Origin of the sequence: Microcystis sp. LEGE 00066 (genome assembly GCF_015207925.1) — a bacterium.
GTDB classification, from domain to species: Bacteria; Cyanobacteriota; Cyanobacteriia; order Cyanobacteriales; family Microcystaceae; genus Microcystis; species Microcystis ichthyoblabe_A.
The window spans coordinates 1-23694 of sequence record NZ_JADEVX010000059.1 but is presented as its reverse complement, the minus strand read 5'-3'; the positions used below and the strand labels follow the sequence as shown (position 1 = coordinate 23694).

General features: G+C 41.7%; 22 protein-coding genes and 1 pseudogene. 9 read left to right on the top strand and 14 right to left on the bottom strand.

The genetic code is table 11. From position 1 onward, the window contains the following. Positions 1-104: pseudogene (locus IQ224_RS10470) on the top strand (IS1 family transposase); the annotation flags it as partial. An 89-nt stretch (positions 105-193) separates the two neighbouring features. Here the strand turns inward: IQ224_RS10470 and IQ224_RS10465 are convergent. Further along, positions 194-1279 carry a C-terminal binding protein gene (locus IQ224_RS10465; protein WP_228036179.1) on the bottom strand — a complete coding sequence of 362 codons (1086 nt, stop codon included), beginning with the start codon at positions 1277-1279 and terminating at the stop codon, positions 194-196. Between the two features lie 274 nt (positions 1280-1553). Between IQ224_RS10465 and IQ224_RS24055 the strand changes: the two genes are divergently transcribed. After that, positions 1554-1709, top strand: coding sequence for a hypothetical protein (locus IQ224_RS24055; RefSeq protein WP_228036178.1), 156 nt, complete (start codon positions 1554-1556; stop codon positions 1707-1709). Between the two features lie 51 nt (positions 1710-1760). Here the strand turns inward: IQ224_RS24055 and IQ224_RS10460 are convergent, their stop codons facing one another. From IQ224_RS10460 to IQ224_RS10440, 5 genes are all read right to left on the bottom strand, one after another. Continuing rightward, the gene (locus IQ224_RS10460) at positions 1761-2804 is read right to left on the bottom strand and encodes a DNA cytosine methyltransferase (RefSeq protein WP_194032904.1); all 1044 of its coding nucleotides are present in this window, start codon (positions 2802-2804) and stop codon (positions 1761-1763) included. A gap of 228 nt (positions 2805-3032) precedes the next feature. Continuing rightward, positions 3033-4694, bottom strand: coding sequence for an NAD(P)H-quinone oxidoreductase subunit 4 (locus tag IQ224_RS10455; RefSeq protein ID WP_194032903.1), 1662 nt, complete (start codon positions 4692-4694; stop codon positions 3033-3035). A gap of 123 nt (positions 4695-4817) precedes the next feature. Next, positions 4818-5519 (bottom strand): ABC transporter ATP-binding protein, encoded by a 702-nt coding sequence (locus IQ224_RS10450; RefSeq protein WP_194032902.1) that lies wholly within the window; start codon positions 5517-5519, stop codon positions 4818-4820. A 61-nt stretch (positions 5520-5580) separates the two neighbouring features. Next, positions 5581-6318, bottom strand: coding sequence for a septal ring lytic transglycosylase RlpA family protein (locus tag IQ224_RS10445; RefSeq protein ID WP_002745991.1), 738 nt, complete (start codon positions 6316-6318; stop codon positions 5581-5583). A gap of 487 nt (positions 6319-6805) precedes the next feature. Beyond that, entirely contained in the window at positions 6806-7111 is a 306-nt protein-coding gene (locus IQ224_RS10440; RefSeq protein WP_110980686.1) for a hypothetical protein, read from the bottom strand. Between the two features lie 106 nt (positions 7112-7217). Between IQ224_RS10440 and IQ224_RS10435 the strand changes: the two genes are divergently transcribed. Continuing rightward, positions 7218-7424: a type II toxin-antitoxin system HicB family antitoxin gene (locus IQ224_RS10435; protein ID WP_002745986.1), complete on the top strand. Its 207-nt coding sequence runs from the start codon at positions 7218-7220 to the stop codon at positions 7422-7424. 307 nt (positions 7425-7731) lie between these two features. Here IQ224_RS10435 and IQ224_RS10430 read toward each other — a convergent pair whose 3' ends face one another. The 6 genes from IQ224_RS10430 to IQ224_RS10410 all read right to left on the bottom strand — a co-directional run bounded on the left by IQ224_RS10430 (position 7732) and on the right by IQ224_RS10410 (position 12832). Next, positions 7732-8064 carry a DUF5615 family PIN-like protein gene (locus IQ224_RS10430; protein ID WP_002745984.1) on the bottom strand — a complete coding sequence of 111 codons (333 nt, stop codon included), beginning with the start codon at positions 8062-8064 and terminating at the stop codon, positions 7732-7734. Beyond that, entirely contained in the window at positions 8061-8285 is a 225-nt protein-coding gene (locus tag IQ224_RS10425) for a DUF433 domain-containing protein (RefSeq protein ID WP_002745983.1), read from the bottom strand. Before IQ224_RS10425 ends, IQ224_RS10430 begins: the two co-directional genes overlap by 4 nt. 243 nt (positions 8286-8528) lie before the next feature. After that, on the bottom strand, positions 8529-10253 hold the full coding sequence (locus IQ224_RS24050) for an NACHT domain-containing NTPase (RefSeq protein WP_228036177.1): 1725 nt from the start codon (positions 10251-10253) through the stop codon (positions 8529-8531). 69 nt (positions 10254-10322) lie between these two features. Then, positions 10323-11465: an NACHT domain-containing protein gene (locus IQ224_RS24045; RefSeq protein ID WP_002744012.1), complete on the bottom strand. Its 1143-nt coding sequence runs from the start codon at positions 11463-11465 to the stop codon at positions 10323-10325. 64 nt (positions 11466-11529) lie between these two features. Continuing rightward, positions 11530-11958 carry a DUF29 domain-containing protein gene (locus IQ224_RS10415; protein ID WP_002744010.1) on the bottom strand — a complete coding sequence of 143 codons (429 nt, stop codon included), beginning with the start codon at positions 11956-11958 and terminating at the stop codon, positions 11530-11532. Positions 11959-12124: 166 nt separating this feature from the next. Beyond that, the gene (locus IQ224_RS10410) at positions 12125-12832 is read right to left on the bottom strand and encodes a hypothetical protein (RefSeq protein ID WP_002740014.1); all 708 of its coding nucleotides are present in this window, start codon (positions 12830-12832) and stop codon (positions 12125-12127) included. Positions 12833-13380: 548 nt separating this feature from the next. Between IQ224_RS10410 and IQ224_RS10405 the strand changes: the two genes are divergently transcribed. From IQ224_RS10405 to corA, 5 genes are all read left to right on the top strand, one after another. Further along, on the top strand, positions 13381-14109 hold the full coding sequence (locus IQ224_RS10405; RefSeq protein ID WP_002744006.1) for a Uma2 family endonuclease: 729 nt from the start codon (positions 13381-13383) through the stop codon (positions 14107-14109). Continuing rightward, on the top strand, positions 14106-15551 hold the full coding sequence (gene cobJ, locus IQ224_RS10400; RefSeq protein ID WP_002744004.1) for a precorrin-3B C(17)-methyltransferase: 1446 nt from the start codon (positions 14106-14108) through the stop codon (positions 15549-15551). The genes IQ224_RS10405 and cobJ overlap by 4 nt, the downstream gene beginning before the upstream one ends. An 81-nt stretch (positions 15552-15632) precedes the next feature. Further along, on the top strand, positions 15633-16748 hold the full coding sequence (locus IQ224_RS10395) for a universal stress protein (RefSeq protein ID WP_194032901.1): 1116 nt from the start codon (positions 15633-15635) through the stop codon (positions 16746-16748). Between the two features lie 556 nt (positions 16749-17304). Continuing rightward, positions 17305-18582: a recombinase family protein gene (locus IQ224_RS10390; protein ID WP_002744000.1), complete on the top strand. Its 1278-nt coding sequence runs from the start codon at positions 17305-17307 to the stop codon at positions 18580-18582. A gap of 91 nt (positions 18583-18673) precedes the next feature. After that, the gene (gene corA / locus IQ224_RS10385) at positions 18674-19834 is read left to right on the top strand and encodes a magnesium/cobalt transporter CorA (RefSeq protein ID WP_123231079.1); all 1161 of its coding nucleotides are present in this window, start codon (positions 18674-18676) and stop codon (positions 19832-19834) included. 59 nt (positions 19835-19893) lie between these two features. Here corA and IQ224_RS10380 read toward each other — a convergent pair whose 3' ends face one another. Then, the gene (locus tag IQ224_RS10380) at positions 19894-20070 is read right to left on the bottom strand and encodes a hypothetical protein (RefSeq protein WP_002739752.1); all 177 of its coding nucleotides are present in this window, start codon (positions 20068-20070) and stop codon (positions 19894-19896) included. Between the two features lie 995 nt (positions 20071-21065). On the opposite strand from IQ224_RS10380, the gene ffh reads away from it, so the two are divergent. Next, positions 21066-22502, top strand: coding sequence for a signal recognition particle protein (gene ffh / locus IQ224_RS10375; protein ID WP_002743994.1), 1437 nt, complete (start codon positions 21066-21068; stop codon positions 22500-22502). A gap of 3 nt (positions 22503-22505) precedes the next feature. On the opposite strand, the gene thiL is transcribed toward ffh, so the two are convergent. Further along, positions 22506-23474, bottom strand: coding sequence for a thiamine-phosphate kinase (gene thiL / locus IQ224_RS10370; RefSeq protein WP_194032900.1), 969 nt, complete (start codon positions 23472-23474; stop codon positions 22506-22508). Positions 23475-23694 lie beyond the last annotated feature (220 nt).

Sequence of the window (23694 nt, the reverse complement as noted above, 5' to 3'; positions counted from 1 at the left end):
ATTCAATTCGATTACTAATTCACTACCTAAAATTTGAGGATGTTCCAGTTCCTTATTCAAATAACAGAAGTTATTTTCCTCTGAATGCTCGCCATTTTGCCTAATCATACCTTAATTCAGCAACGCCAATTTAGCTAAACTTGATTGAATATTTGATGGTAATATTTGTTTTCACCTCATCAAACAGTCTTCTTTATTTGAAGTTAAGAAAACACTCGTTTACGAGTGATCGCTCTTTTTGATCCAGTAAGAATTTGCGGGCAGATTGCGCGGCTTTACGACGGAGTTCCTTTAACGATTCATCAGCATAAAACGCAGAATGGGCGCTCAAGATTGTGCGATCAGAATTTTTCAATTCTTCGGGGATTTTTGGTTCGTCTGCTAAAACATCAAGTCCGACATATCCGATTTTACCTCTAGTCAAGCTTTCTATCAGTACTTCTTGGTCGAGGGTTTCCCCTCGGGAGGTGTTAATCAAAATGGTTTCTGGCGTCATGAGATCGAATTCTGGACGACCTATGAGGTGATAGGTTTCCTCAGATAACAGGGTATGAATTGTGATAACTTTAGAAGACTCTATCAGCTCGTGCAGAGTTTCATATCGAGTTATTCCGTGAGCTTTCTCAACACCGCTCGGAACGTAAGGATCGAAAAAGGCTACATTAAATCCAAAGGCTTGCGCTCTCTTAGCAACAGCACTCCCAATTCGCCCAAAGCCAACAATTCCGAATTTCATGCCTCGAATTCGAGGGACACTTCCAATGGCGCTCCAGTCCCACTTCTCATGGCGAACGTATTGATCAATATAGGGAAGTTTGCGAATTAAAGCGAGAGTTAATGCAAGAGTATGATCGGCGACTTCTTCAGTCCCATAATCAGGAACGTTACAAACTGGAATTCCTTTCTGTCCAGCAAACTTAATATCTATGTTATCAAAGCCAACAGCAGCACGGACAATACCTCGACATTGCTTCAACCTCGATAGAATTTCCTTCTGTAGTGGAATTGTATGCCAAGAGATAATGACATCAGCCTCATCGATTTTTCCTGCTAGATCTTCTGCACAACTTACTTTATATAAGGTTACTTCAGCAATATCTTCAAGGATGGTTTGTTCAATATCTGGAAAATTCAGGTATTTCCCTTGATAAGAATCAATAATAGGGACAAACAGAGTCCTTTTACTCATTGTTGTTTTTTGGAATTTTAGGAATATATAGCGTTTTTCAGTCTGCTGAGGTACAAAAGTTATGGGTTTTAGGCAAAAGGCAAGAGGCAAAAGGCAAAGGGGAAGAAAAACAGGTGTACCTCACTAGCTTAGGAAACGCTATAGAACAAAAACATCATTCGTTTTTAGAATACTAATGGCATGAGGTAAACGTCAAGCTATCTAATGTTAATTAAATTTAAGTAATTAGATGCTGTCTGTAAAGAAATATAAAAAAAGCTTTACTAGAGACAACCGAGCTTGCGGAAATGTTGAATCTCGTAACAAAACTTTACATTTAAGAACATGACAACCCCAGAACGCCATTTTTCAGATTGAATAGACAATGATTAATTTAATCCAGTCAGACTTCAGCATAAACGGCAATCGCATTGATCAAATAATTAACTATTATTATAGCAGTTATCTTAAGGATGAGATAGGAAGTTTTGGTTTTGGGGAGTCGGTCGTCCATACCAAATTAGGTTATACTTCATCTTGATAAGCAACGCTGTCCTATACCCAAAACCCTAAAAACAATTGCTCTTGTTCCTCAGATTGACAATAGTTCTAATTGTCTCCCCTGTAAATCCTTAACCATGATATTTTCTTGAGAATCTCTGGATAAATCTAAAGCTTTAATCACCTCTTTTGCCACCGCTTTTACTACGGTAATAGCCACAGAATTACCGAACTGTTTATAAGCTTGGACATCGCTAACAACAATCTGAAAAGTATCGGGAAATCCCTGTAATCTTGCCCATTCTCTGGGAGTCATTCTGCGGACGAATAATTTATTTACCTCTCCCTTAATGCGAGTAACGGGAGTGAAATTAGTCAGTCTTTTATCGATAACTAAATTTCTTTCTTTTCCCATACCTCCCACCACAATAGCATTAGCGATACCATCGGGAGAAATAATCTCATAACCGAACCCATTACCTTTATTTTCGTGTCTAGCCCTGTGTTTAAACAAAGTTTCTAAATACTGATTAGAGAGATAATATTTAACGCTGACTTCCTTTTCTTCTAGGATATCTTTGAGACAAGTTTCTTGATGGGTTGGTTGGGGATAGGAAAAATGGTAAATATTTAAATCTTCTCGAAAACCGACGATAAAAATTCGGGGACGGTTTTGAGGAACCCCAAAATATCTGGCATTTAAAATCTGGGGACTAGGGACAAAATAATGCAAATCCTTTTCTAATATATCTAAAATAGTTTTTAAAGTTTTACCTCGATCATGATGGACTAAACCCTGGACATTTTCTAAGATAAAAGCCTTCGGTTTCTTTTCGTGTAAGATCCGGGCAACTTCAAAAAATAAGGTTCCGCGTGCATCTTCAAAACCGTGTTTTCTGCCGGCGATACTAAACGCTTGACAGGGAAACCCGCCGCATAGTATATCATGATCGGGGACAGTTTTTGCCTCTAATTTTCTGATGTCTTGATTATCGGGTAAATGACCATAGTTAGCTAAGTAAACCTTTTGGGAGTGAGGATCGATTTCCGAGGAAAAAACGCATTGACAACCGAGATTCTCTAGAGCGATTCTAAATCCTCCTATACCGGCAAATAAATCAATAAAAGTCCACATATTTTATCTATTCTAAGCTTCCGTTTTGATCCCAGAGACGATATTATACTAAATCTGGTTATTGAGTAGAAAACGGGTTTCTCCGAGAAACCCGTTTTCTGTGCGTTACTCAGTATTAAACCGGCTATCTTAGATTTTAGTATAAATGCTCGCATCTTTCTCCTCGCCAAAAAAAATCAGGAGCAGAATTTCCACTCCTGATAACCTATTCACTTTAGACTTGCCAATTTATTGGAGGATACTGGCAACCTTGGCGCTCACGTCCGGTTGAGTTTCAGCGTAGATATTTTGACGAGTAGCGGCGATTTCTGTGTAAGCTTGACGCACTTCCGAGTTAACTGCCACCGTTTTCACATCGTAGATACGGGTAGCCAGTTGGGGATAGAAACCGATAGAAACAATCAAAGCGAGGAAAGAGACAGCGATAAAGATTTCTCTGGGTTTAGCGTCAATATATTCTGATTCGTCAGGAAGGACACAGCTAGTACCGAAACAAACTGCTTGTTCGTTGCTTTTGTTGGGGAGAATGTTAGTAATATCGCAGGAAGAACCATCTCCGTAGAAAACTTGACGAAGCATGGAGAGTAGATAAATCGGGGTGAGGATTAAACCAACGGAAGCGAGGAAAACAGTCACAACCCGGAAGGTTTGGCTATAAACGTCACTGCTAGTAACACCGATAAATACAGTAATTTCACTGGCAAAACCGCTCATTCCGGGTAACGCTAGGGAAGCCATGGCGCCGGCAGTAAAGAGAGCGAAGACTTTCGGCATCGCTTGAGCAATCCCACCCATCTCGTTTAAAGCTAAGGTATGGGTGCGGTCGTAGGTGACACCAGCAAGGAAGAATAAGACGGCGGCAATTAAACCATGGGAGAGCATTTGTAACATAGCGCCGCTAATACCCACATCGGTAAAGGAAGCAATCCCTAAAAGGACGAATCCCATGTGTGAAACCGAGGAATAAGCGAGACGGCGTTTCATGTTTTGTTGACCGAAGGAAGCGAAAGCACCGTAGATAATATTGACGACACCGAGAATCGCTAGAATCGGAGCAAAGTAGATATGTGCATCGGGTAGAAGCCCCATATTAAGGCGGATTAAACCATAACCACCCATTTTGAGGAGAACACCAGCAAGAATCATCGATACAGGTGCAGAAGCTTCGCCGTGAGCATCGGGGAGCCAAGTATGGAGGGGGAAGATGGCGAGTTTGACCCCGAAAGCGATTAATAAACCAGCGTAAAGGACTAATTCTAAAGCGAGGGGATAATCTTTAAATCCTAATTCCGCCATGTCAAAGGTCATGGCACCACCACCGTAGAGGGCCATGGCTAGACCGGCAACGAGGATGAAGATAGAAGCGGCGGCGGTGTAGAGTAAGAATTTAGTGGCGGCATAACGACGTTTTTGACCACCCCAGATGGAAACGAGTAGATAAACGGGAATTAACTCGATTTCCCACATTAAAAAGAATAATAATAAGTCTTGGGCGACGAAAACACCAATCTGAGCGGCGTAGAGCAACAGCATCAGGAAGTAGAATAAACGGGGTTTGCGGTCCACTTGCCACGCGGCCAATATAGAAAGGGTTGTCACCAATCCTGCTAATAAAACTAACGGTGCCGAGATACCATCCACCGACACCGCCCAACTTAAACCAATTTGGGGAACCCAATCGATTTTTTCTACTAATTGTAGGTTGGGGTTGCTTAAATCATATTTTTGTAAAAAGACGTAGCACATTAATATAAAGTCTGCTAGTCCGACTCCAAGAGCGAACCAACGAACGGTTTTTCCTTCCTTGTCGGGGATTATAGGGATTAGGAAGGAGGAAAGCAAGGGGAGCAAAATGATGGCGGTGAGCCAGGGGAAGTTAGCCGTTAGCATGGCAGTAAGAAAAAATACCTATTTCGTTATGTGTTCATTCTATGCGACTTTGTAAAATTTTGTTAATATTTTTTACCAAGTTTTACTATAGATTTTCTTCAATGATCCCCGCACTGTGATTGATCAGCCTAAATAAGCTTGTTTGACCCGCTCATCCTTGAGTAAATCCCCGGCTTCTCCCGCCATGGTCAAGCGTCCCGCTGCCAAAACATAGCCGCGATTAGCAGTTTCTAGGGCTAAATTGGCGTTTTGTTCCACTAACAGGATAGTTACTCCCGATTTGTTTAATTTACGGATAATACTGAATATTTCTCGCACTATCTGCGGTGCTAGTCCTAAACTGGGTTCGTCTAGTAACAATAACTTGGGACGACTCATTAAAGCTCTTGCGATCGCCAGCATCTGCTGTTCCCCACCGCTTAGGGTTCCCGCTAACTGCTCTCGGCGCTCCGATAGTCGGGGAAAAAGTTGCCACTGCTCTTCGATATCGCTTTTTACTCCTAGGCGATCGCTTCTCGTATAAGCACCTAACTGCAAATTTGTCAAGACTGTTTGACGAGCTAAGATTCTTCTACCTTCTGGACTATGAGCAATTCCCCGTTTAACGATTTCATGGGGTGGTAAATGGGTAATATCTTGACCCTGATAGATTATTCGCCCCGTCTTTGCCGTTAAAAGCCGAGATATCGTCTTTAGAGTCGTTGTTTTTCCCGCTCCGTTCGCTCCAATCAGGGTGACAATTTCCCCCTTTTCTACCCTTAAACTAACCTGCTGTAATGCCTTTATTCCGCCATAATTAACCGATAAATCGTTAATTTCTAACATAAACCCCGTCAAATCCCAATAGGATCACTATAGCAGTGATCACTGCCATAGTGATCACTGATTATCTGCCTAAAACTTCCAAGACCACCGGGGCAACTCCCGACTGGAAGACACCGATAATCGCTGCCGCACCTCTGGAAAGGTCGATGACGCGGCCACCGCTAAACGGACCGCGATCGTTAATCCTGACCACCACCGAGCGCCCATTACGCAGATTAGTTACCCTAACCCTAGTGCCGAAAGGTAGATAGCGATGAGCGGCAGTTAAACCACCAGAGTTAAAAGTCTCACCACTAGCGGTGCGACGACCGTGGAAACCAGGACCATACCAAGAGGCCATTCCCCGTTTACGGGGGCGACTGCTGGTTTTTGTCCCCTGGGTTGTTTTTGGCTTCTCTGCTGGTGTCACTGAGGCAGGATTGCTGGCCGGGGCCGGTTTGACTTGATTGGGTTGTGATTGGGGTTGTATGGTCGAAGGAATGGCCCCTTGGGTTCGGGGTGTAACGCTTGCCGGGACGGTATTTTCTTTGTCCACTAGGGACTCCAAAGTTTTTAGAATTTCGTTAGCATTATCTTGAACCGAACGTGATACTTTAATATCTGAATCGGATGTTCGACTATTAGAAAAAGCGGACAGAACGGTTTGAGTGGTTGACTCGATAACAGTTTGACGACCTACGCTAATATCCGTCAAGCTGTTGCTGTGTCCTGCTGTCTGGGAACAAATTATCGAGGCTGTAGTCCCCACTACGGTAAGGGCGGTTACAGCTTGTAGTTTGTTGATCAGTTGTTTATTCATAGACCTTCTTATTGTGCGTTAGCAAGTTCCCAATGCAAAGCTAAAGGAATTTGCTAACATTCCTTTTTGCTTGCAAAGCTAACTTGGTTGCGTTCTGTTCAACCCTATCACGGAAAATTGGTTGGTCATTACGAGAATTTATATCGTTATCGGGCAAGAGAATCAAAAATTTAAATAAAGGGTTGACTTGCGCTAAGAACCAAGTTAAGATAATAGGTTTTGAATTTTTTGTCTCCTAGAGGGGGTCAAGGTTAGGAAAACTTGGGGAATTAGTGAAATTTCGAAAGGTAATAACGCTAGTATTGACAAGGCTTTCAAGGATCATCAGCCTCCCTCGATTTCCCTCTATAAATGCAGATAATGATTAATAAAACTGTTGTCTTCGCTACAAAAAACCAGATTTTTAATATCAATGTTAAATCAGACTAAGAATCAAAGATTAAAAATTATAATAGGGGCTTGACAAGGAACTAAAAATAAGGTGTTATTAGCCAAACTTAACAACGTAATCAGAAATGCTGATACAGGCTAATAATAAATCCTGTTTAAAAGGGATAGGGAAGTGGGGAAGTGGGGAAGTGGGGAGTATTTTGCTGTGAACAGTGAACTGAAAACCCGCATCTGAATACTGAATACTCACTCCTAACCCCACTTTTTCGGCAAACCCTATATATATAGATGGCCGAGGTCCGAACGGGTGTGGGGTGTAGGCAAAGAAACCTCTTTCCTCTGTGGTGGTGAAAATTTTTTCGTTGAGACTGACTCCTAACCCCACGAAAAGCTTTTTCGGCAAACCCTATCTAATGTGTGTTGGGTTTCTTTAGGTCAATCCAACCGACAAGAGCGGCTATAAAATCTAATATAATCAAGACAGCAGGTCATTCCTAGGTAATTCTCAAATGAATTATAAGATTGAAATAGAACAAGAAGAAGATGGACGATATATTGCTGAAATCGTCGAACTTCCGGGAGTTTTAGTCTATGGCAATAGTCAACAGGAAGCTATGGCTAAAGTTCAAGCACTTGCCTTGCGTGTCTTAGCCGATCAACTTGAACAGGGAGAACTTCCAGAAAATCACCTAAATTTATCATTTGTTGCTCTATGAGTCAATGGTCAGCAACGAAAGCCAAACAAGTTTTAAAAGCATTAAAAAGCATAGGTTGGAAAATTAAACGCAGTGGACTGTTTCAGCTAAAATAGGGCAATAGATTTCGGCTTAAAGTCTTAAATTATAGAATTTATAGCATTTTTCTAATACACCAAATTAACTGAAACAATCCAGGGTGTGTTAGCGATAGCGTAACACACCAATTTAATAATAAATTTGCTGCGTGGGGAGCGGATTATTGATTTTGGTTTTTTAACAGAATTAGTAACCGCAAACACGCACCCTACAAGATCAGCGATCGCACTCAACTTAATATCAACAGACTTTCTGTTTCACTATCAAAAAATTCAACAATAATTAAAAAATAACCTCTTAAAATTTCGATAATCTTTGCAGTGGGACTATTACCAATACGAAGATAGATAAATTTTGGTGGATGACCATATAATAGACTGCGCTGATGAAAATCGGCATCTTTAGAGACAATTACAAAATCGTTGAATTTGGCAAATTCCCAGATAAGTGCATCATCAGTATTGATCAGTCCTAAAGTCTTAACGTGCTGAGAATCAGCATATAAATCAATTATTTTATCAATAATCCGATCTGACAAATTTTCATCTAATAACAGTTTCATAAAGAGGTGATAAATAATTTTTTCTCTCGATCAGCAGCAAAAGCTAAACAGGCCTTGATATCCTCGGAAGTTAATTCTGAAAAATCCTCAAGAATTTCTGCTTCTGTCATTCCTGCTGCTAAATATTCTAGAATATCGTACACAGTTATACGCATTCCTCGAATGCAGGGTTTTCCGCTGCGTTTTCCTGGTTCAATGGTAATAATGTTTTGGTAACTCATAATGCTTTAACTATTTTTACCTTCCCAATTATATCTTATTCGATGACAGAGAGCGCACTCCGTCCCACCGACAAGAACGATCACCCTTCAACTTCTTACCACTCTTAGGGTGTGAAGTGCGAAAGCATAATGCACCAATTTAATAATAAATTTGCTGCGTGGGGTGCGGATTGTTAATTTTGGTTTTTCATCAGAATTAGTAGCCGCAAACACGCACCCTACAAAATTAGCAGATTAGCTATCTTAATCGGGATTTCTCCAATCTCTGAAATTACTATAGTAAAGAAATTCTTGAAAACCTTCTTTGATTTTAGCATCTACATCCGTTCTAGCTAATATTGTTTCGATAATTGCTCCTATTTCCGAGTCAATTGTTATTCTAGCTAATGCCGTCAAAAGTCCAATAATTTCCCCTTCAGCCTTATTAGCTAGTTGTTGAATAATGGGTAAAGTTTGAGCGTGATCTCGCCAATGGTTTGCTAAAGCTTCAATTGCTCTATGTTCACCCTTATTAGCTTGTTGTTGAATAATGGGTAAGGTTTGAGGATTATCTCGCCAATGGTTTGCTAAAGCTTCAATCGCTTTTGATTGACCCTTGTTAGCTTGTTGTTGAATAATGGGTAAAGTTTGAGGATTATCTCGCCAATGGGTTACTAAAGCTTGAATTGCTAGACTTTTACCCTTGTTAGCTTGTTGTTGAATAATGGGTAAAGTTTGAGGATTATCTCGCCAATGGGTTGCTAAAGCTTCAATTGCTTCTGATTTACCCTGTCTAGCAAATTCCTGTAGATAAACTAACGCCTCAGAATGAATTTTAGCAATTCTAGATAATTGAATAACAGCTTGATCTTGAACATACCAAACATTTCTTTCAGTTGCTATAGCTTGAAGAACACTCCATCCTGTCCGATGATCTTGCCAAATTGCTCCAATTTTAGCAACTGTTTTTTTCTTAAAATCAGTATCAGCATACCTATAAGACGATTTAGTTAATGATTGAAGACTATCTAACAATCGCTGACTTAGTTCAACATAAATAGACTGGTTTCGCAATTCTCCATAACAATCTGCTGCCAAAAAAAGATGAGCAAATCCCTTGTCTTTTTCCTCCATATCAATGAGATAGTTAATTAATTCTTCAGCAACTTCTTTGGGAAATTCTGCACTTAGCATCCCCATTAATAAACATAAAACTTCTTTCCAAACAGGATCTGAATAATGTTCTCCAAATACTTTGGTTTTTAATTCCTCAAGATTAATTCCGTCTGGTAATCCTCGGTTTTTAAATCTTTCATAAAACTCGCAAGCACAAAAGTATTCTAAAAAAGTTCGATGAACAAAAGCAAAAGCATTGCCACCTAAAGAACAAAGAATAAAATTACGATAGCGCAGTTGTTTGATGATTAAATCAGTCAGATCACTAGCATCTCGTTTGTTAATTCCTGTTTTTTCAAGATATTGAGTCAAAATATTTTCTAATTCTTCCTTATAGATTAAATTAGCATCTAACCCTTTTTCTCCTGCTTGCATGGCACTTGCGACTAAACGCAGAATGTCCCTTTTATCTCTTAGATCAATATTGTAAAGATATTTTTTCAGTTCAGGATCAATTAATCCTTCCTTGGTTTCAAAATCCCATTGATGTAATAACACCTCTGACGCTTTTTCATAAAGTTTTGAGCGATCTCTTGGTAATTCTTGAGTTCGATTCAGAATAGCCATCATCGTTAATAATAAAGGATTTCCTGCTAATTCTCGAATCGCTTTTGACTCCTTAATTGCCTTTTGTAAACGTTCTTGTTTTTGGGTTTTATCATCTCGATTTTCAAAAGCCAAATCATGCCAACGTTTGATAAAATCTTCAATCTGATCTTTATCTAAATCTTGGATCATAAAATGTTCAAAACCAGCATGATTTAATTCTTCTGCTTTATATCCTAACCAGCGAGAAGTGACTATAATCTGCACTTGAGGATATTGAATACTAAAACGTTTAATATCCGTGACAATTTCTTCTCTTAATTGGGGATTAAAAACTTAATCTAATCCATCAAAAAGCACAAGAGCCTGACCTTTTTCAAGGTTATCATCTAAAGCAAGTTGATTGAGATGACAAATCAGATTACCTTGATGGAAAAATTCTAGAATATTCTGACATTTTTTTTCATCCTTATCTCTGGCATAAATACGCAATTCTATCAAAAGAGGAAGGGGAAGCAAAACACGCTGACTGGGTTCTTTTTCAGCCCAATTTAAAGCTAAATACTGCAATAAACTCGATTTTCCCGCCCCCGGATCGCCTAAAATTACGGTTCGTCGGTATTCAGAAGAATTGACGATATTCAAAACAGGATCTAATTTTTCATTGACATATTCTTGCCGTTTTCGTTCTAGTTCTGCTTGTATTTGTTCTAACTCCGCTTGAGTAATTTCTCCCCTATCTACAAGTTCCTGCAGCACTTCTTTAGGTAATTCATAAAGTTGAGGAATAAATTGTTTACATCGTCTCACATTTTGCGGCACAAACATTCGCCAGAGTTTGATTTGCTCATAAGTCGTTGTGTCTAAACATTCTAATTTAAGATGGCCATATTCCTTTTTTAATCCTTCCGCATAGTTATCTAAATTGTAATCTGTTTTAACTCCTGCTATTTCTTGAATATTTTGGCTATCTTTATTCTGTAACTTAACTAAAAAAACGGCTCTTAGCTTTTCAGAATTTTCAATAATTTCCTGAGTTTTTCTCAAATAAAATTTACCTAGTTTTTCCCAGTTAAATTCAGCAGGTAACGGCGATAAATTAAGTCTTTGCCAAGATTGAGCTAACGTCAAAGTATCAAGAACTTGACAATCAATATCAAAAGCATCCCCTAAAATAGGTTTAACTTGGTCATCTTTAATAAAAGTCTTGAGAGGTTTTTCAAAGTTTTTAATTTGATCATCTTCCAGATCGGCCATTTCTAACTGTTGCTGAAAGAGTTCTAAAAACTCCTTCATTGCTTTGCCATAAGCTTCTTTTTGAACATCTTTTTCAGGTAAGTGTAACACTTTACCTAGACTGTTTTTAAAAAATTCCTTTCCGTAATCTTTTGCACCCTCTATTGCCAACTCTTGCATTACTGAACGAACAAGCGAACCTGCGGCTTGAGTAACCCCCCAGACAATTAACCAGTCAATCATGGCGATAAACTTAAGATTCTGTGGATACTATCTAAGCTTACCAACTTTAATCGTTTTTCGCCTATCATTCCGACAAATGAAGAGAACGATTTAAAATATCCTCAATACCGTAGGGACAAACGGGGGGAAACTCCAATCCCGTCTCTCTAAAGGCATCGGAACAAGCAACAGCATAGAGTTTAAATAGGCTTTCATCGGTTAAATATCGCCTTAAACTGGGGCTATCGTCCAAATAAAGCCTAATATTAGCTCTTTCTCCTTGAATAGTTCCCAACCAACTGTGCGATCGCCGTTGAGGTTGATAATCCCACTTTAATAAATGATGCAAAATTAATCTTAGACTAGCGAGTAAGCGATCGCGCTCCCGTTTCGACAAATCCCGCACCTCTTCGACTAAATTCTCAATATCTAACTTGGAAAACCGACCAGAGGCTAATAAATCGGCCATTTGTTCGGCCCAAAGTCCAAAGTCTTGCTCATAGGATGCCGTCATCAATTTATCTCCTTCTAAGCTCAATTAACATTATATTAAACCTCTTGCATAATTAATTTTTGATGGTTCAAAAACAGCGAAAACAAGGATTAAATGGACTAAAATCTGTAAATTATGATTCATTGATGACCGGGAAACTGGTATCTTTTCAAAGATCGCCGACAAATTAACGGGTTTTGCGTCTTCGGATGACATTATTAGAATAACGAGAAGGTTTTGGCCGGGGTTCTTTTCCCCCTCCCAATTCGCGACTAACTTGCTGAAAAATATCCCGTCGCAGCACGGGATATTCCCCTATCCACTGGTCGAGTTGGGGAAGATGGACATCAGAAAGCTGATTGATATCCCCTAAATCGGGATCTCGAGACATTAACAAAGCTTCGGCCACCATTCCGGGACGGATCGATTTATGGATGCGTTTGAGGGGAGCGCGAACGATCGCCGAAAAACCAGTTTGATCACCGATTTCTAGATTAATACAGCGTTGGCGATTTTCGATAATCTCTAATTCCCCGCGTTTATTGACCCTTTCTTCTTCCCCGATTAATTCCTCGGTTACAAAAGCATCGAAAACGCGACCGCGCCAAAACCCCCCGTAGGGAAGACGACGATAGGTATTATTGCGAACACTGGCCCAATAAACCGGACCCCAGAGCCAATATAAACCGGCGATAATGTCGAAAATCAGTTTAATTGTTAAACCACCTGGACCGAATAAATTACCGATTAACCAAGCTGCGGTGAGAGCGATGATAGAAATGAATAAACGGCGCAGAAAATCAGACCATTTACCCCAATAGTGAGCGTACTGGGGACCTGTGGCGATAATTGGGACAATTTGCTCGATCGATTGACGGGTAAGGGGAACCAACATTATCAGTTATCGATTATCAGTTATCAGTTATAGTGTGCCTAATTGATTCGTGAATGGGTAGGCTCTAGAAGAGGACGTTTACCTTTCATTTAGGTGCGCTACATCAGTTATGACAGCATTTCTCATAACTAGATGAAGTGTAACCTAATTTGGTATCGACTACCGACTTCCCAAAAGGAAAACTTTGTACCTCATCACTAAGATAAATGGTATAGTTTTGAGTAATTGTCTATCTGTTAGTCGCCATTCATCCCATCGCTAAAAGCTCAGGACTTCCGGGAAAATTTCAGTTAAAAGTTAAATCCCTCAAGAAGTCCAATGAAACAATCTAAGTAGCTGGTTATAATTAAATTAAAAATGGATTTTAAGTTCGATCCCCCCTGCCCCCCTTGATAAGGGGGGTGCCGATAGGCGGGGGGATCTACCCTTGATAAGGGGGGTGCCGATCCCCCCTTAATCCCCCTTTAATAAGGAGGGCATCTGATAATTTTTAACGCCTACCTACTTATAATAAAATCAATGCTGTTTTGTTTCCAAAGACTGCCACCATGACTTCTTCTCCAGTTAAATCCTTAACTTCTCAGACTGTAACCACTCAACATTTACCCCCTTTAGAAAATGGGGACCGCTTAATTCGTCCCGAATTCGAGCGCCGTTATCAAGCTATGCCAGGATTAAAAAAAGCCGAACTGATCGAAGGAGTTGTGTATATGGCATCCCCATTAAGGTTTAAATTTCATGCTGAACCCCACGGACGTTTAATCACTTGGTTGGGAGTTTATCAAGCTGCTACACCCCAAGTACAAATGGGTATTGAGCCAACAGTTCGCTTGGATATCGACAACGAATTACAGCCGGATGGGGTGTTATTAATCAGTCAAGAAAGCGGGGGAAAATCAACCCTAAGTGTAGAGGGATACCTAGAAGGATCGCCGGAATTAGTGGTAGAAATTGCCGCTAGTAGTGCCGCCATAGATTTAGGTGATAAAAAACGTGCTTATCGACGCAGTGGCATTCAAGAATACCTTGTTTGGCAGGTATTTGACCAAAAAATTGATTGGTTTAGTTTACAAGATGGCGATTATATTTCTTTGTTACCCAACCAAGAAGGGGTGATTTGCTCTCTAGTATTTCCGGGTTTGTGGTTAGATATTTCAGCCATGCTCAACGGCAATATGTCACGGGTGTTAGACATCTTAAAAGCTGGAATTAACTCGGTAGAACATCAAGAATTTATCCAAAAGTTAACCGCAGCGCAGTCGGGGGAAGCCAAATGAAACCTCCAGCTATTCTCATTTTAGGAGAAACCAGCATTTCCGTGGCTCGTCAAGTGCAAATGGCCTTACCAGAATCAGCAGTTTATGGGTTAATAAATCGTACCCAATCGGCTGATTTTACCTATAATAATTTTGGCGAAACGGTGCGAGAATTTTTCCAGACGGGAACGCCAATTATTGGTATTTGTGCGGCGGGTATTTTAATTCGCACTTTAGCACCTTTATTAACTAATAAATGGCAAGAACCGCCTGTATTAGCAATCGCAGAAGATGGCAGCGCCGTAGTGCCTTTGTTGGGGGGTTTACAAGGGGTTAATGATCTCGCTCGTCAAATTGCCTCGGTTTTGCAAATTTCCCCCGCAATTACCACCACTGGTGATATTAGATTTAAAACGACTTTATTATCGCCACCCCCGGGTTATCAGTTAGTTAATCCCGATGATGCTAAGAAGTTTCTGTCCGATTTATTGGCGGGTGAAAAAGTAAAATTAATCGGTGAAGCAGACTGGTTAAAAAATAGTAATTTACCAATTTCATCAGCGGCAAAATTGAGCATTGAGATTATCGATAAAAATAACTTAAACTTGGCAAAACCTAGCAATACCTGTTTAGTTTATCTCTGGGAGGAAAGCCAGCAAATTAAGGAAAAATCCAGTTTACCTCTGGGGGATTTGGACCAGGAAAGTCAAGGTAAATTAGCCATAGTTGGAACTGGACCGGGTGCGCTAAATTGGATGTCGCCAGAAGTTCGAGAAGTGTTGGAAAAAGCCACGGATTGGGTGGGTTATAAAACCTATTTGGATTTGGTAGAATTCCTGAAAAAACCAGAAATTGTCCGCCATGAATCGGATAATCGGGTGGAACTCGATCGCGCAGAAATAGCCCTAGATTTAGCGGCTAAGGGGCGATCAGTTGTCTTAGTTTCCTCCGGAGATCCTGGCATTTATGCCATGGCCGCGGCCGTGTTTGAGGTATTAGAAAAAAAAGCAAAACCGGCATGGCAGCAGGTGGCCATTCAGGTCTGTCCAGGGATTTCGGCCATGCAAGCGGCGGCTGCTAGGGTTGGCGCACCTTTAGGCCATGATTTTTGTGCGATTTCCCTATCGGATATTCTCAAATCTTGGCAGGTGATTTCTCAGCGTATTGAGTTAGCAGCCCGGGCAGATTTAGCGATCGCATTTTATAATCCTGTGTCTCAAGAGCGCACTTGGCAATTGGAGAAGGCAAAAGAGATTTTATTACAATGGCGATCGCCGCAAACTCCCGTGGTACTAGCGCGTAATTTAGGGCGAAAAGGGGAAACAGTGACGGTGAAATTCCTAGAGGATATGACTATTAAAGATGCGGATATGCGGACTATAATTTTGATCGGATCGAGTAAAACTCGCCTTATTGGGCAAGGTAAAACAAAACAATGGGTTTATACTCCACGTCACTATTAAAAGGATTAATGATACTCAATCCCCCCGGCTACGATCGAATTATCTTAATCTGTAAGGTAAGTTGCCAAAAAGGAGACAATTGTGCGACGGGGAAGACATAAAATTTTTATCGGGATGGCTCCGGGAGTCGGGAAAACCTACAAGATGCTGGAGGAGGGACATAGCCTCAGAAAGCAGGGAACCGACGTGGTGATTGGACTTCTCGAAACCCACGGCAGAAAAGAGACCGCCGAAAAAGCCGAGGGATTGGAAATCGTACCCAGAAAAATCCTAGAGAAAGAGGGATTCACTCTCTCGGAAATGGATACGGAAGCGATTATCGCTCGCTCACCGCAGCTGTGTCTGATTGATGAATTAGCCCACACGAATGCACCGGGTTCGGAGCGAGAGAAACGCTTTCAGGACGTGGAGATAATTTTATCCCAGGGAATCGATGTTTACTCTACCGTCAATATCCAGCATATCGAGAGTTTAAACGATCTGGTTGCTAGGATCACCGGGGTGGTGGTGCGGGAGAGAATACCCGATCGAATTTTGGAGGAAGCTGATGAAGTGATTGTGGTAGATGTCACCGCCGAAACCCTAGAGGAAAGATTATTAGCAGGAAAAATCTACGCTCCGGAAAAGGTCCAACCATCTTTAAATAATTTCTTTCAACGGCGTAATTTAATCGCCCTACGGGAACTCGCCCTGCGCGAAGTGGCCGATACAGTAGAAGAAGAAGCGAGTAATTCGACATTTATCGGTCAATCCTGTCCCGTTCACGAACGGGTATTAGTTTGTGTTTCCACCTATCCCAACTCTTTACGATTATTACGGCGGGGAGCGCGGATAGCAGGGTATATGAACGCGGAATTTTTCGTGATTTTCGTCGATAACCCCGATCGCTTTCTCACCAGAGAGGAGGCTTTACATATCGAAACCTGCGAACGTTTATGTGGGGAATTCGAGGGGAAATTCTTACGGGTTAAAAGCTATCAGGTGGCTGAAGCGATCGCAGAGGTAGCCGAGCGGGAACGAATCACCCAGATTGTAATTGGGGAGAGCCGTCAATCGCGCTGGAAGCATTTCATCAAAGGTTCTTTCACCCAAAAACTTATGCGCCTGATCTGGCAGAAAAATATCGATCTTCACATCATCGCCACCGATCCAAAAGTACCAGTTAAAGACGCGCGAGGCAAGGGGGTGAAAAGATAACCACCGCTCTGCTATTTACCAGCGAAGTGGTGAAAGAATTGGCTCTTCTGGTTTCTGTGTGGAAACGAGGTCTATACTGATAGTTTATTTAACAAAATAGTCCTAAAAGTCTTTCCCAGTAAACATTTCACGATTTCATAAGCAAAAATTATCACACAAAGTCGAGAAGAGCCAAAGAATTTTCCTTCTAAGTACCTAAGCAAAATTAATTACACATCTAAGCCACTACTCCGTGAGACTTCTGCTGATGTGAGCAAACAGAGAACTGAAAACTCAAATCCGATCCCTAATAGCTGTCTCCCGTCTCGGAGTCTCCTGTCTCGGAGTCTCCTGTCTCGACTAGGAAATTAATTTTGCACGACTACTTACTAACAACAGGTTTCAAGATTTTAAGTCCCACTACTTATAAGCTGTTGACTATCTAAATTATTGGTTAAGACTGTCTATGATCGGTGAGAAGGAGGCTGGGTCGAGGCAGTTCGATCATTTGTACTAAACTTTTCAGGACGCGGTTTAAATATAGTACAGTTTATCTATAGGAGGATTTCGGCAAAACATGAAAATTATCGCCTACACCTATACTAATCCCCTGATCGATAGTCCTCCCGATGCCTCGATTTGGGACTATTCTCCCGAACAAGTGTATCAAGATTTTGGCGACCGCTCACAGCGGCAGCAACTACTCTGCGATTGTCAAGGGACTCCCCCCCGACTGCTGATCCTGCATCGCCTAGCAGAATTGGGAGACAATGGCACGGAAGTTAGCAAAATTTTACAATCCTTAGAAGCCCTCGACATAGATATAATTGCCCTAGAAGACCCAGATTATAAGCTGAATTTTGCCAAGATTCTGCAAGAAATATCAAAAAACGAACTAAGTAATCGTTTAAAAGCAGGTCACGCTCACAATCGTCTGCAAGCTTTGCCTCCTCCCGGAAAAGCACCCTACGGTTATCGTCGTGGCAAGGAGCGTTATATACTCGATCGCAGTACCGCACCGGTAGTCAAAGACTTTTTTGATCGCTTTTTGATTTCCGCTTCCCTGCGTTCCACGGTGCGCTATCTAGAAAAACGCTACGGTAAAAAGATATCGGTAGCTACTGCCCATAAATGGCTAACCAATCCCGTTTATCGCGGTGATTTGTGCTATCTCGGTCAAGATATTATCCCCGATACCCACACCCCGATTATCTCCCGGGAAGAAGCAGCCCAGATCGATCGCATCCTGAGAAATAATCGCAAATTACCCCCCCGCAGTGCCAGCGCACCGCGCTCCTTAGCGGGTTTAGTCGTCTGTAATCAATGTCAATCGGGGATGACGATTACCAAAGTGACAGCGCGAGGAAAAGGCACAGAATACCTCTATTTGCGACCTTTGCAATGTCCCCGGACAAAAAAATGTTCGGCGATCGCTTATGAGAAAATTCTCGATAGCACAATCGAGCGCATTTGTCAAGACCTACCACCGACGATCGCTCAGATATCTTTACCGGATTTAGAGGGGATCAAACGGGGAATGAGCGAGGAAATAGGGCAAAAAAACGATATTTTGTCGCAATTGCCCTCCCTAGAAGCGGCGGGAATTTTAGATCAAGAAACGGCTAATCTACGGGCCTATAAACTGAAAAACGAGATCGCGCAGATTCAAGGACGTTTAGACCAATTACCCCCCGATAACCTGACTATTATCGCTCGTGCCGTTGCTTTTCCGCAATTTTGGCGAGATTTATCGGAAATAGAGCGCCGTTTTTATTTTCGTGAGTTTATCCGTCGCATCGAAATCGAGAGGGAAACGGCTAATAATTGGCATTTACGTTTAATCTTCGTTTTTTAAGAGTCTGGGACAATCTTAAAGTTAGCTAAAAATTGAGGAATGTTTGAACGATCAATGCTAAGAAAAAGGCAAACAGCGATCGATCTCAACTATGAGCAATAACAAAAGATTAACTAGGTATAAAAAAGGGCGAAAATCCTCCCAGACAAAACCCCACCTTTACGATTATCACTATAATCAACCCGGGACGATGCCGGGGTTAATCACCATCGATGAAAATGCCGTTGCTACCGAGATATTTTTAGTTAATTATAACTCCCAACAAGCCACTAGAGTTAATAATCTTTTACCTCAAGACTGTCTTAAATATTTATCCAATGATTCCATCTCTTGGATTGATATCGTCGGTTTGGGTAATGAGGATAAACTGCAAGAGTTGGGGGAAATTTTTCATTTGCATCCCTTAACCCTTGAGGATATAGTCAGTATTCCCCAAAGACCAAAAGTAGAAGAATGCGATAATTATCTTTTAATTATAGTGCCAATGGCCATCCTGACCGATCATCAGGGTTTTTTGTTAGAACAAATCAGTTTAATAGTCGGGAAGAATTATGTTTTAACCGTGCAGGAAGAAGGACAATACGATTCTTTGGAAGGAGTTAGGGAAAGAATCCGTTTAAATAAAGGTTCCATCCGGCAGCAAAAATCGGGTTATTTAGCCTACTCGATTTGGGATGCAATTATTGACGGTTATTTTCCTGTTTTAGAGTCCTACGGAGAAAGAATCGAGGAGTTAGAAAACGAAATTTTAGCTAGTCCCACGGAACAAATTTTATCAAAAATTTACCAACTGCGTCAGGAATTACTCTCCCTGCGACGAGCAATTTGGCCGCAAAGGGACACCCTCAATGCGCTTTTACGCGATGAGTATATTGTCATCGATACAACCATTAAACCCTATTTAAGAGACTGTTATGACCATGTAGTACAAATCCTCGATGTTATCGAAAATTACCGGGAATTTGCCAATGGTTTAATGGATTTTTACCTGTCTTCCGTGAGTAATAAAATGAACGAGATTATGAAAACTTTAACGGTAATCTCGACGATTTTTATCCCGCTCACCTTCATTGTCGGTATTTATGGCATGAACTTTAATACTGATAAATCCCCCTATAATATGCCCGAATTAGAATGGTATTGGGGCTATGTGTTCGTCTGGGTGTTGATGCTAACCGTTGCTTTCAGTTTAATCATTTTCTTTTGGCGACGCGGCTGGTTTAAGAACCTATCGACAGGGAAGAAAAGATAAACTGTTAAGCAGATTAGGCGGATTCTATGGCATTGCTGGCATCTAGCAAGAGAAAATGGCTATTGCAGAGAAATCAATAATTTAGTGTCTGCGGTATTTTTTAACACTTTCAGTTGATGGCTTCTAATTTTGTCCAACCAACTATAGTGCTGGTTACGACATTGATAGACGATATCGATGTCACCAATCTCTGACTTAATCTGAGCCAAGTAGTTTTCTAGTTCGCTAATTTTCATAACCTATCTCGCTTGCGCTGAAGGACATCAACCCTAAACCAAGAATTATCCCTAAAGGATAGGGGTGACTATAGTTACTATTATAGGCCGATCATAATTCTTAAAAAAGTTCTGATCTAACAAAATTGGCTAATGTCAGGGTTAGATGATAAGCTGCCTGCGAATTTAAATTGCTTGTTGATATGAGGCACTCTCGCACTCTTGGAAAAGGCAACAGTAAAAGGATTGGGGAGAGAGATGGCTTTCTTGGATTTGGTGGGTAAAATGTATTCTAAGATACAGCCCTGCTGGCGCGGGAGTGGAAGGAACCACTCCAGACACAGAGGACACAAAGATCGATCCTATGTAAGTTAAACTTATCACACAGAACTTAGAAGAACCCCCAGCTTCGATAATTAATTCGGATATTAGAACTCTTGCAAATTAGTTATATGTTATGATTATAGGCTAACTAATTTTTGGGGAAAATTAGTTAATAGGTACATTTGTCATAAATGAAAACCTGAAGTTTTACTTTTAACTCAAAACTCTTGAGATATGCTTTAATTTGGTTATCAAAACCTCTTTATTTAAGCGGCACAAACTATCTCAATTTTTATAATTGAGAATAATTATGGCTCTTCTGAGTTTGGTATGCTTCTCGGCGGTTTATCAGGAGCTTAAAGGATTGAAACACCTTCCAGATAAGTCTTTTGTGTTTTTTTCCAGATCTAAATTGAATTAATCCTTTGCCGGATAGGGTTTCCAGCTAATCAGATGAACCTTTCAGCTTCTACAAACAGTTCACTGACGACCTGGAATTTAAGGCTCTGCTCCTCGGTTTTCTCTTGAATCGATTCCTGCAGCGATCGAATACTTCCGAAGCTAAGACAGACTCAGTTTAACATTTGATCGAACTTTGCCGCCGATCCCTGACCAATGACAGGGTAAGAACGGGGGTCTTCCCCCGACATTTGAGATAAAATCGATCTAGTTAAAAATTTAATTCCGAAACTATGTTCGACGCACTGGCCGACCGCTTAGAAGACGCATGGAAAAAATTACGAGGTCAAGATAAAATCTCCTCGGCCAATATACAAGAAACCCTCAAAGAAGTCCGGCGGGCTTTATTAGAAGCAGATGTTAACCTACAGGTAGTCAAGGGATTTATTGCTGAGGTCGAGAAACAAGCCCTCGGTGCTGAAGTTATTTCCGGAGTCAATCCCGGCCAGCAATTTATCAAAATTGTCTATGATGAATTGGTCAAAATTATGGGGGAAAGTAACGTTCCCCTAGCTCAGGCCGATAAACCCCCCACCGTAATTTTAATGGCTGGGTTGCAAGGGACGGGAAAAACCACCGCCACCGCCAAATTAGCCCTATATCTCCGCAAACAGTCCAAAAGCTGCCTGATGGTGGCTACCGATGTTTACCGTCCGGCGGCCATTGACCAATTAATCACCCTCGGTCAACAGATAAATGTTCCCGTCTTCGAGATGGGTTCTCAGGCTAATCCCGTCGATATCGCCCGTCAAGGTGTGGAAAAAGCCAAAGAATTGGGCGTAGATACGGTTATCATCGACACCGCCGGTCGTTTGCAGATAGACACCCAGATGATGGGCGAACTAGCACAAATCAAGAAAATTGTCAACCCCGACGACACTTTATTAGTGGTGGATGCGATGACCGGTCAGGAAGCGGCCAGTCTTACCAACACTTTTCACCAACAAATCGGCATCACGGGGGCAATTCTCACTAAACTCGATGGCGATACTCGCGGTGGGGCTGCCCTATCAGTGCGGCAAATATCAGGACAACCGATTAAATTTGTTGGGGTTGGGGAAAAAGTAGAAGCTTTAGAGCCATTTTATCCCGATCGCCTTGCCAGTCGCATCCTCAATATGGGTGATGTCCTGACGCTAGTGGAAAAAGCCCAGGAACAGTTAGATCTAGAAGACGCGGCCAAAATGCAGGCCAAGATTTTAGAGGCTAAGTTTGATTTTAATGACTTCCTCAAACAGATGCGGCTGTTAAAAAATATGGGTTCCCTGGGGGGAGTCCTCAAGTTAATCCCCGGTCTGGGCAAACTGAGCGGGACAGACATCGAAAAGGGCGAAAAAGAGTTAAAACGCACGGAAGCGATGATTAATTCCATGACCACGGAGGAACGCGCTAACCCCGATTTATTGGCTAAGTCTCCTAATCGTCGTCGTCGCATTGCCAAGGGTTCGGGACATCCGGAAACGGAAGTGACCAAACTAATTGCTAATTTCACCAGAATGCGAACGATGATGCAACAGATGGGACGGGGACAAATGCCCGCTATGCCGGGGATGCCCGGGATGGGTGGCGGAATGTTTGGGGGTGGCAATCAACCGGGGTTCCGCGGTCAAGGTGGCAGCCCGAAAAAACCGAAGAAAATTAAGAAAAAGAAAGGTTTTGGCGATTTATAGAGGCTAAAAATGTTGAAATCCAGAGCTTAAACTGAGGTTTCTACCGTCGGCTAATTTTATCTCTCTCCCGGGGACGATTTGACCGATTATCGCCCCCTCTTCCCCCACTTTCTCCAGCAATTCTCTGGCACTGTCCGGGGGTAAACACAAAACTAACTCAAAGTCTTCACCGCCGTATAAAGCCCATTCTAGAGCTTTTTCGGCTCCTACATATTCTTTCAGGGTTGGATGCAGGGGAATCCTCTCGATTTCAGCACCAACCCCACTACAGCGACAAATTTGAATTATGGCATCTGCTAACCCGTCACTGCTATCCATGCCGGCGATGGGAAATTGCTTGACAATTTTTTGTAAATGTGGTATGCAATCGAGTCTCGGCCGCGGCCGTTGATGGGCTTGGATTAATCGCTTTTTTTGGGCGGAATTTAAATTCCTGCCGGTTTCAGGGTGCAAGAGTAACTCTAATCCAGCCCGCGATAAACCGTGATAACCAGTAATAACGATACTATCGCCAACTTTTGCATTAAAACGTCTAATTTCTTCATTTTTTGCCACTTGTCCCAGGGCAGTGATGCTGATGTTAATCTCCGTGGCCCGACAGACATCGCCACCAACGATCGCCGTCTGATATACTTGCAGACAAGAGCTAAGACCCCGATAGAGTCCTTCTAGCCAATCGATGGCTAGATCGGGAGTTAAAGCCAATCCTACCGTAATTCCCAGGGGTTCTGCCCCCATAGCCGCTAAATCGGATAAATTAGCCGCCGCCGCTCGCCAGCCCACATCTTCCGGAGAGGTGGTAAGATCGCTAAAGTGGACGTTATTGACTAAAACATCAGTGGTGACAACGAGAGAGTAACCATCCTTGAGGGATAAAATCGCCCCATCATCACCGATAATCTCCGCAGGACAATATTTTTGCAGAATCGGTAGCAATCCCTGTTCACCCAAGTCTTTAACGGTTAAATTCATAATTTCTGGGAATTGAACGATGCATCTTCTAAAAAGTCTTTAGTTAGGGTTTGCTGAATAAATCTAAAAACCTGATCCAACAAGGTTTTTAGACTTTTTTTCCCTCAAAAAGTGCCGACCTTTGGAGTGATTGGGGTGAAAATTCCGGGACTTTTTCCCTGAAAATTAGGTAATTGGCCACCTCAAAACTGGTAAAACCCCACACCCCACACCCCACACC

What these genes read in the sequence shown, in the direction of transcription:
- IQ224_RS10455 (WP_194032903.1), bottom strand. Translation starts at nt 4,694, where the DNA reads ATGCTAACGGCTAACTTCCCCTGGCTCACCGCCATCATTTTGCTCCCC.
- IQ224_RS10450 (WP_194032902.1), bottom strand. Translation starts at nt 5,519, where the DNA reads ATGTTAGAAATTAACGATTTATCGGTTAATTATGGCGGAATAAAGGCA.
- IQ224_RS10430 (WP_002745984.1), bottom strand. Translation starts at nt 8,064, where the DNA reads ATGAAACTGTTATTAGATGAAAATTTGTCAGATCGGATTATTGATAAA.
- IQ224_RS10425 (WP_002745983.1), bottom strand. Translation starts at nt 8,285, where the DNA reads ATGAGTTACCAAAACATTATTACCATTGAACCAGGAAAACGCAGCGGA.
- IQ224_RS10460 (WP_194032904.1), bottom strand. Translation starts at nt 2,804, where the DNA reads ATGTGGACTTTTATTGATTTATTTGCCGGTATAGGAGGATTTAGAATC.
- IQ224_RS24055 (WP_228036178.1), top strand. Translation starts at nt 1,554, where the DNA reads ATGATTAATTTAATCCAGTCAGACTTCAGCATAAACGGCAATCGCATT.
- cobJ (WP_002744004.1), top strand. Translation starts at nt 14,106, where the DNA reads ATGAAACCTCCAGCTATTCTCATTTTAGGAGAAACCAGCATTTCCGTG.
- IQ224_RS10410 (WP_002740014.1), bottom strand. Translation starts at nt 12,832, where the DNA reads ATGTTGGTTCCCCTTACCCGTCAATCGATCGAGCAAATTGTCCCAATT.
- ffh (WP_002743994.1), top strand. Translation starts at nt 21,066, where the DNA reads ATGTTCGACGCACTGGCCGACCGCTTAGAAGACGCATGGAAAAAATTA.
- IQ224_RS24045 (WP_002744012.1), bottom strand. Translation starts at nt 11,465, where the DNA reads ATGATTGACTGGTTAATTGTCTGGGGGGTTACTCAAGCCGCAGGTTCG.
- IQ224_RS10445 (WP_002745991.1), bottom strand. Translation starts at nt 6,318, where the DNA reads ATGAATAAACAACTGATCAACAAACTACAAGCTGTAACCGCCCTTACC.
- IQ224_RS10435 (WP_002745986.1), top strand. Translation starts at nt 7,218, where the DNA reads ATGAATTATAAGATTGAAATAGAACAAGAAGAAGATGGACGATATATT.
- IQ224_RS10390 (WP_002744000.1), top strand. Translation starts at nt 17,305, where the DNA reads ATGAAAATTATCGCCTACACCTATACTAATCCCCTGATCGATAGTCCT.
- corA (WP_123231079.1), top strand. Translation starts at nt 18,674, where the DNA reads ATGAGCAATAACAAAAGATTAACTAGGTATAAAAAAGGGCGAAAATCC.
- thiL (WP_194032900.1), bottom strand. Translation starts at nt 23,474, where the DNA reads ATGAATTTAACCGTTAAAGACTTGGGTGAACAGGGATTGCTACCGATT.
- IQ224_RS10405 (WP_002744006.1), top strand. Translation starts at nt 13,381, where the DNA reads ATGACTTCTTCTCCAGTTAAATCCTTAACTTCTCAGACTGTAACCACT.
- IQ224_RS10380 (WP_002739752.1), bottom strand. Translation starts at nt 20,070, where the DNA reads ATGAAAATTAGCGAACTAGAAAACTACTTGGCTCAGATTAAGTCAGAG.
- IQ224_RS10415 (WP_002744010.1), bottom strand. Translation starts at nt 11,958, where the DNA reads ATGACGGCATCCTATGAGCAAGACTTTGGACTTTGGGCCGAACAAATG.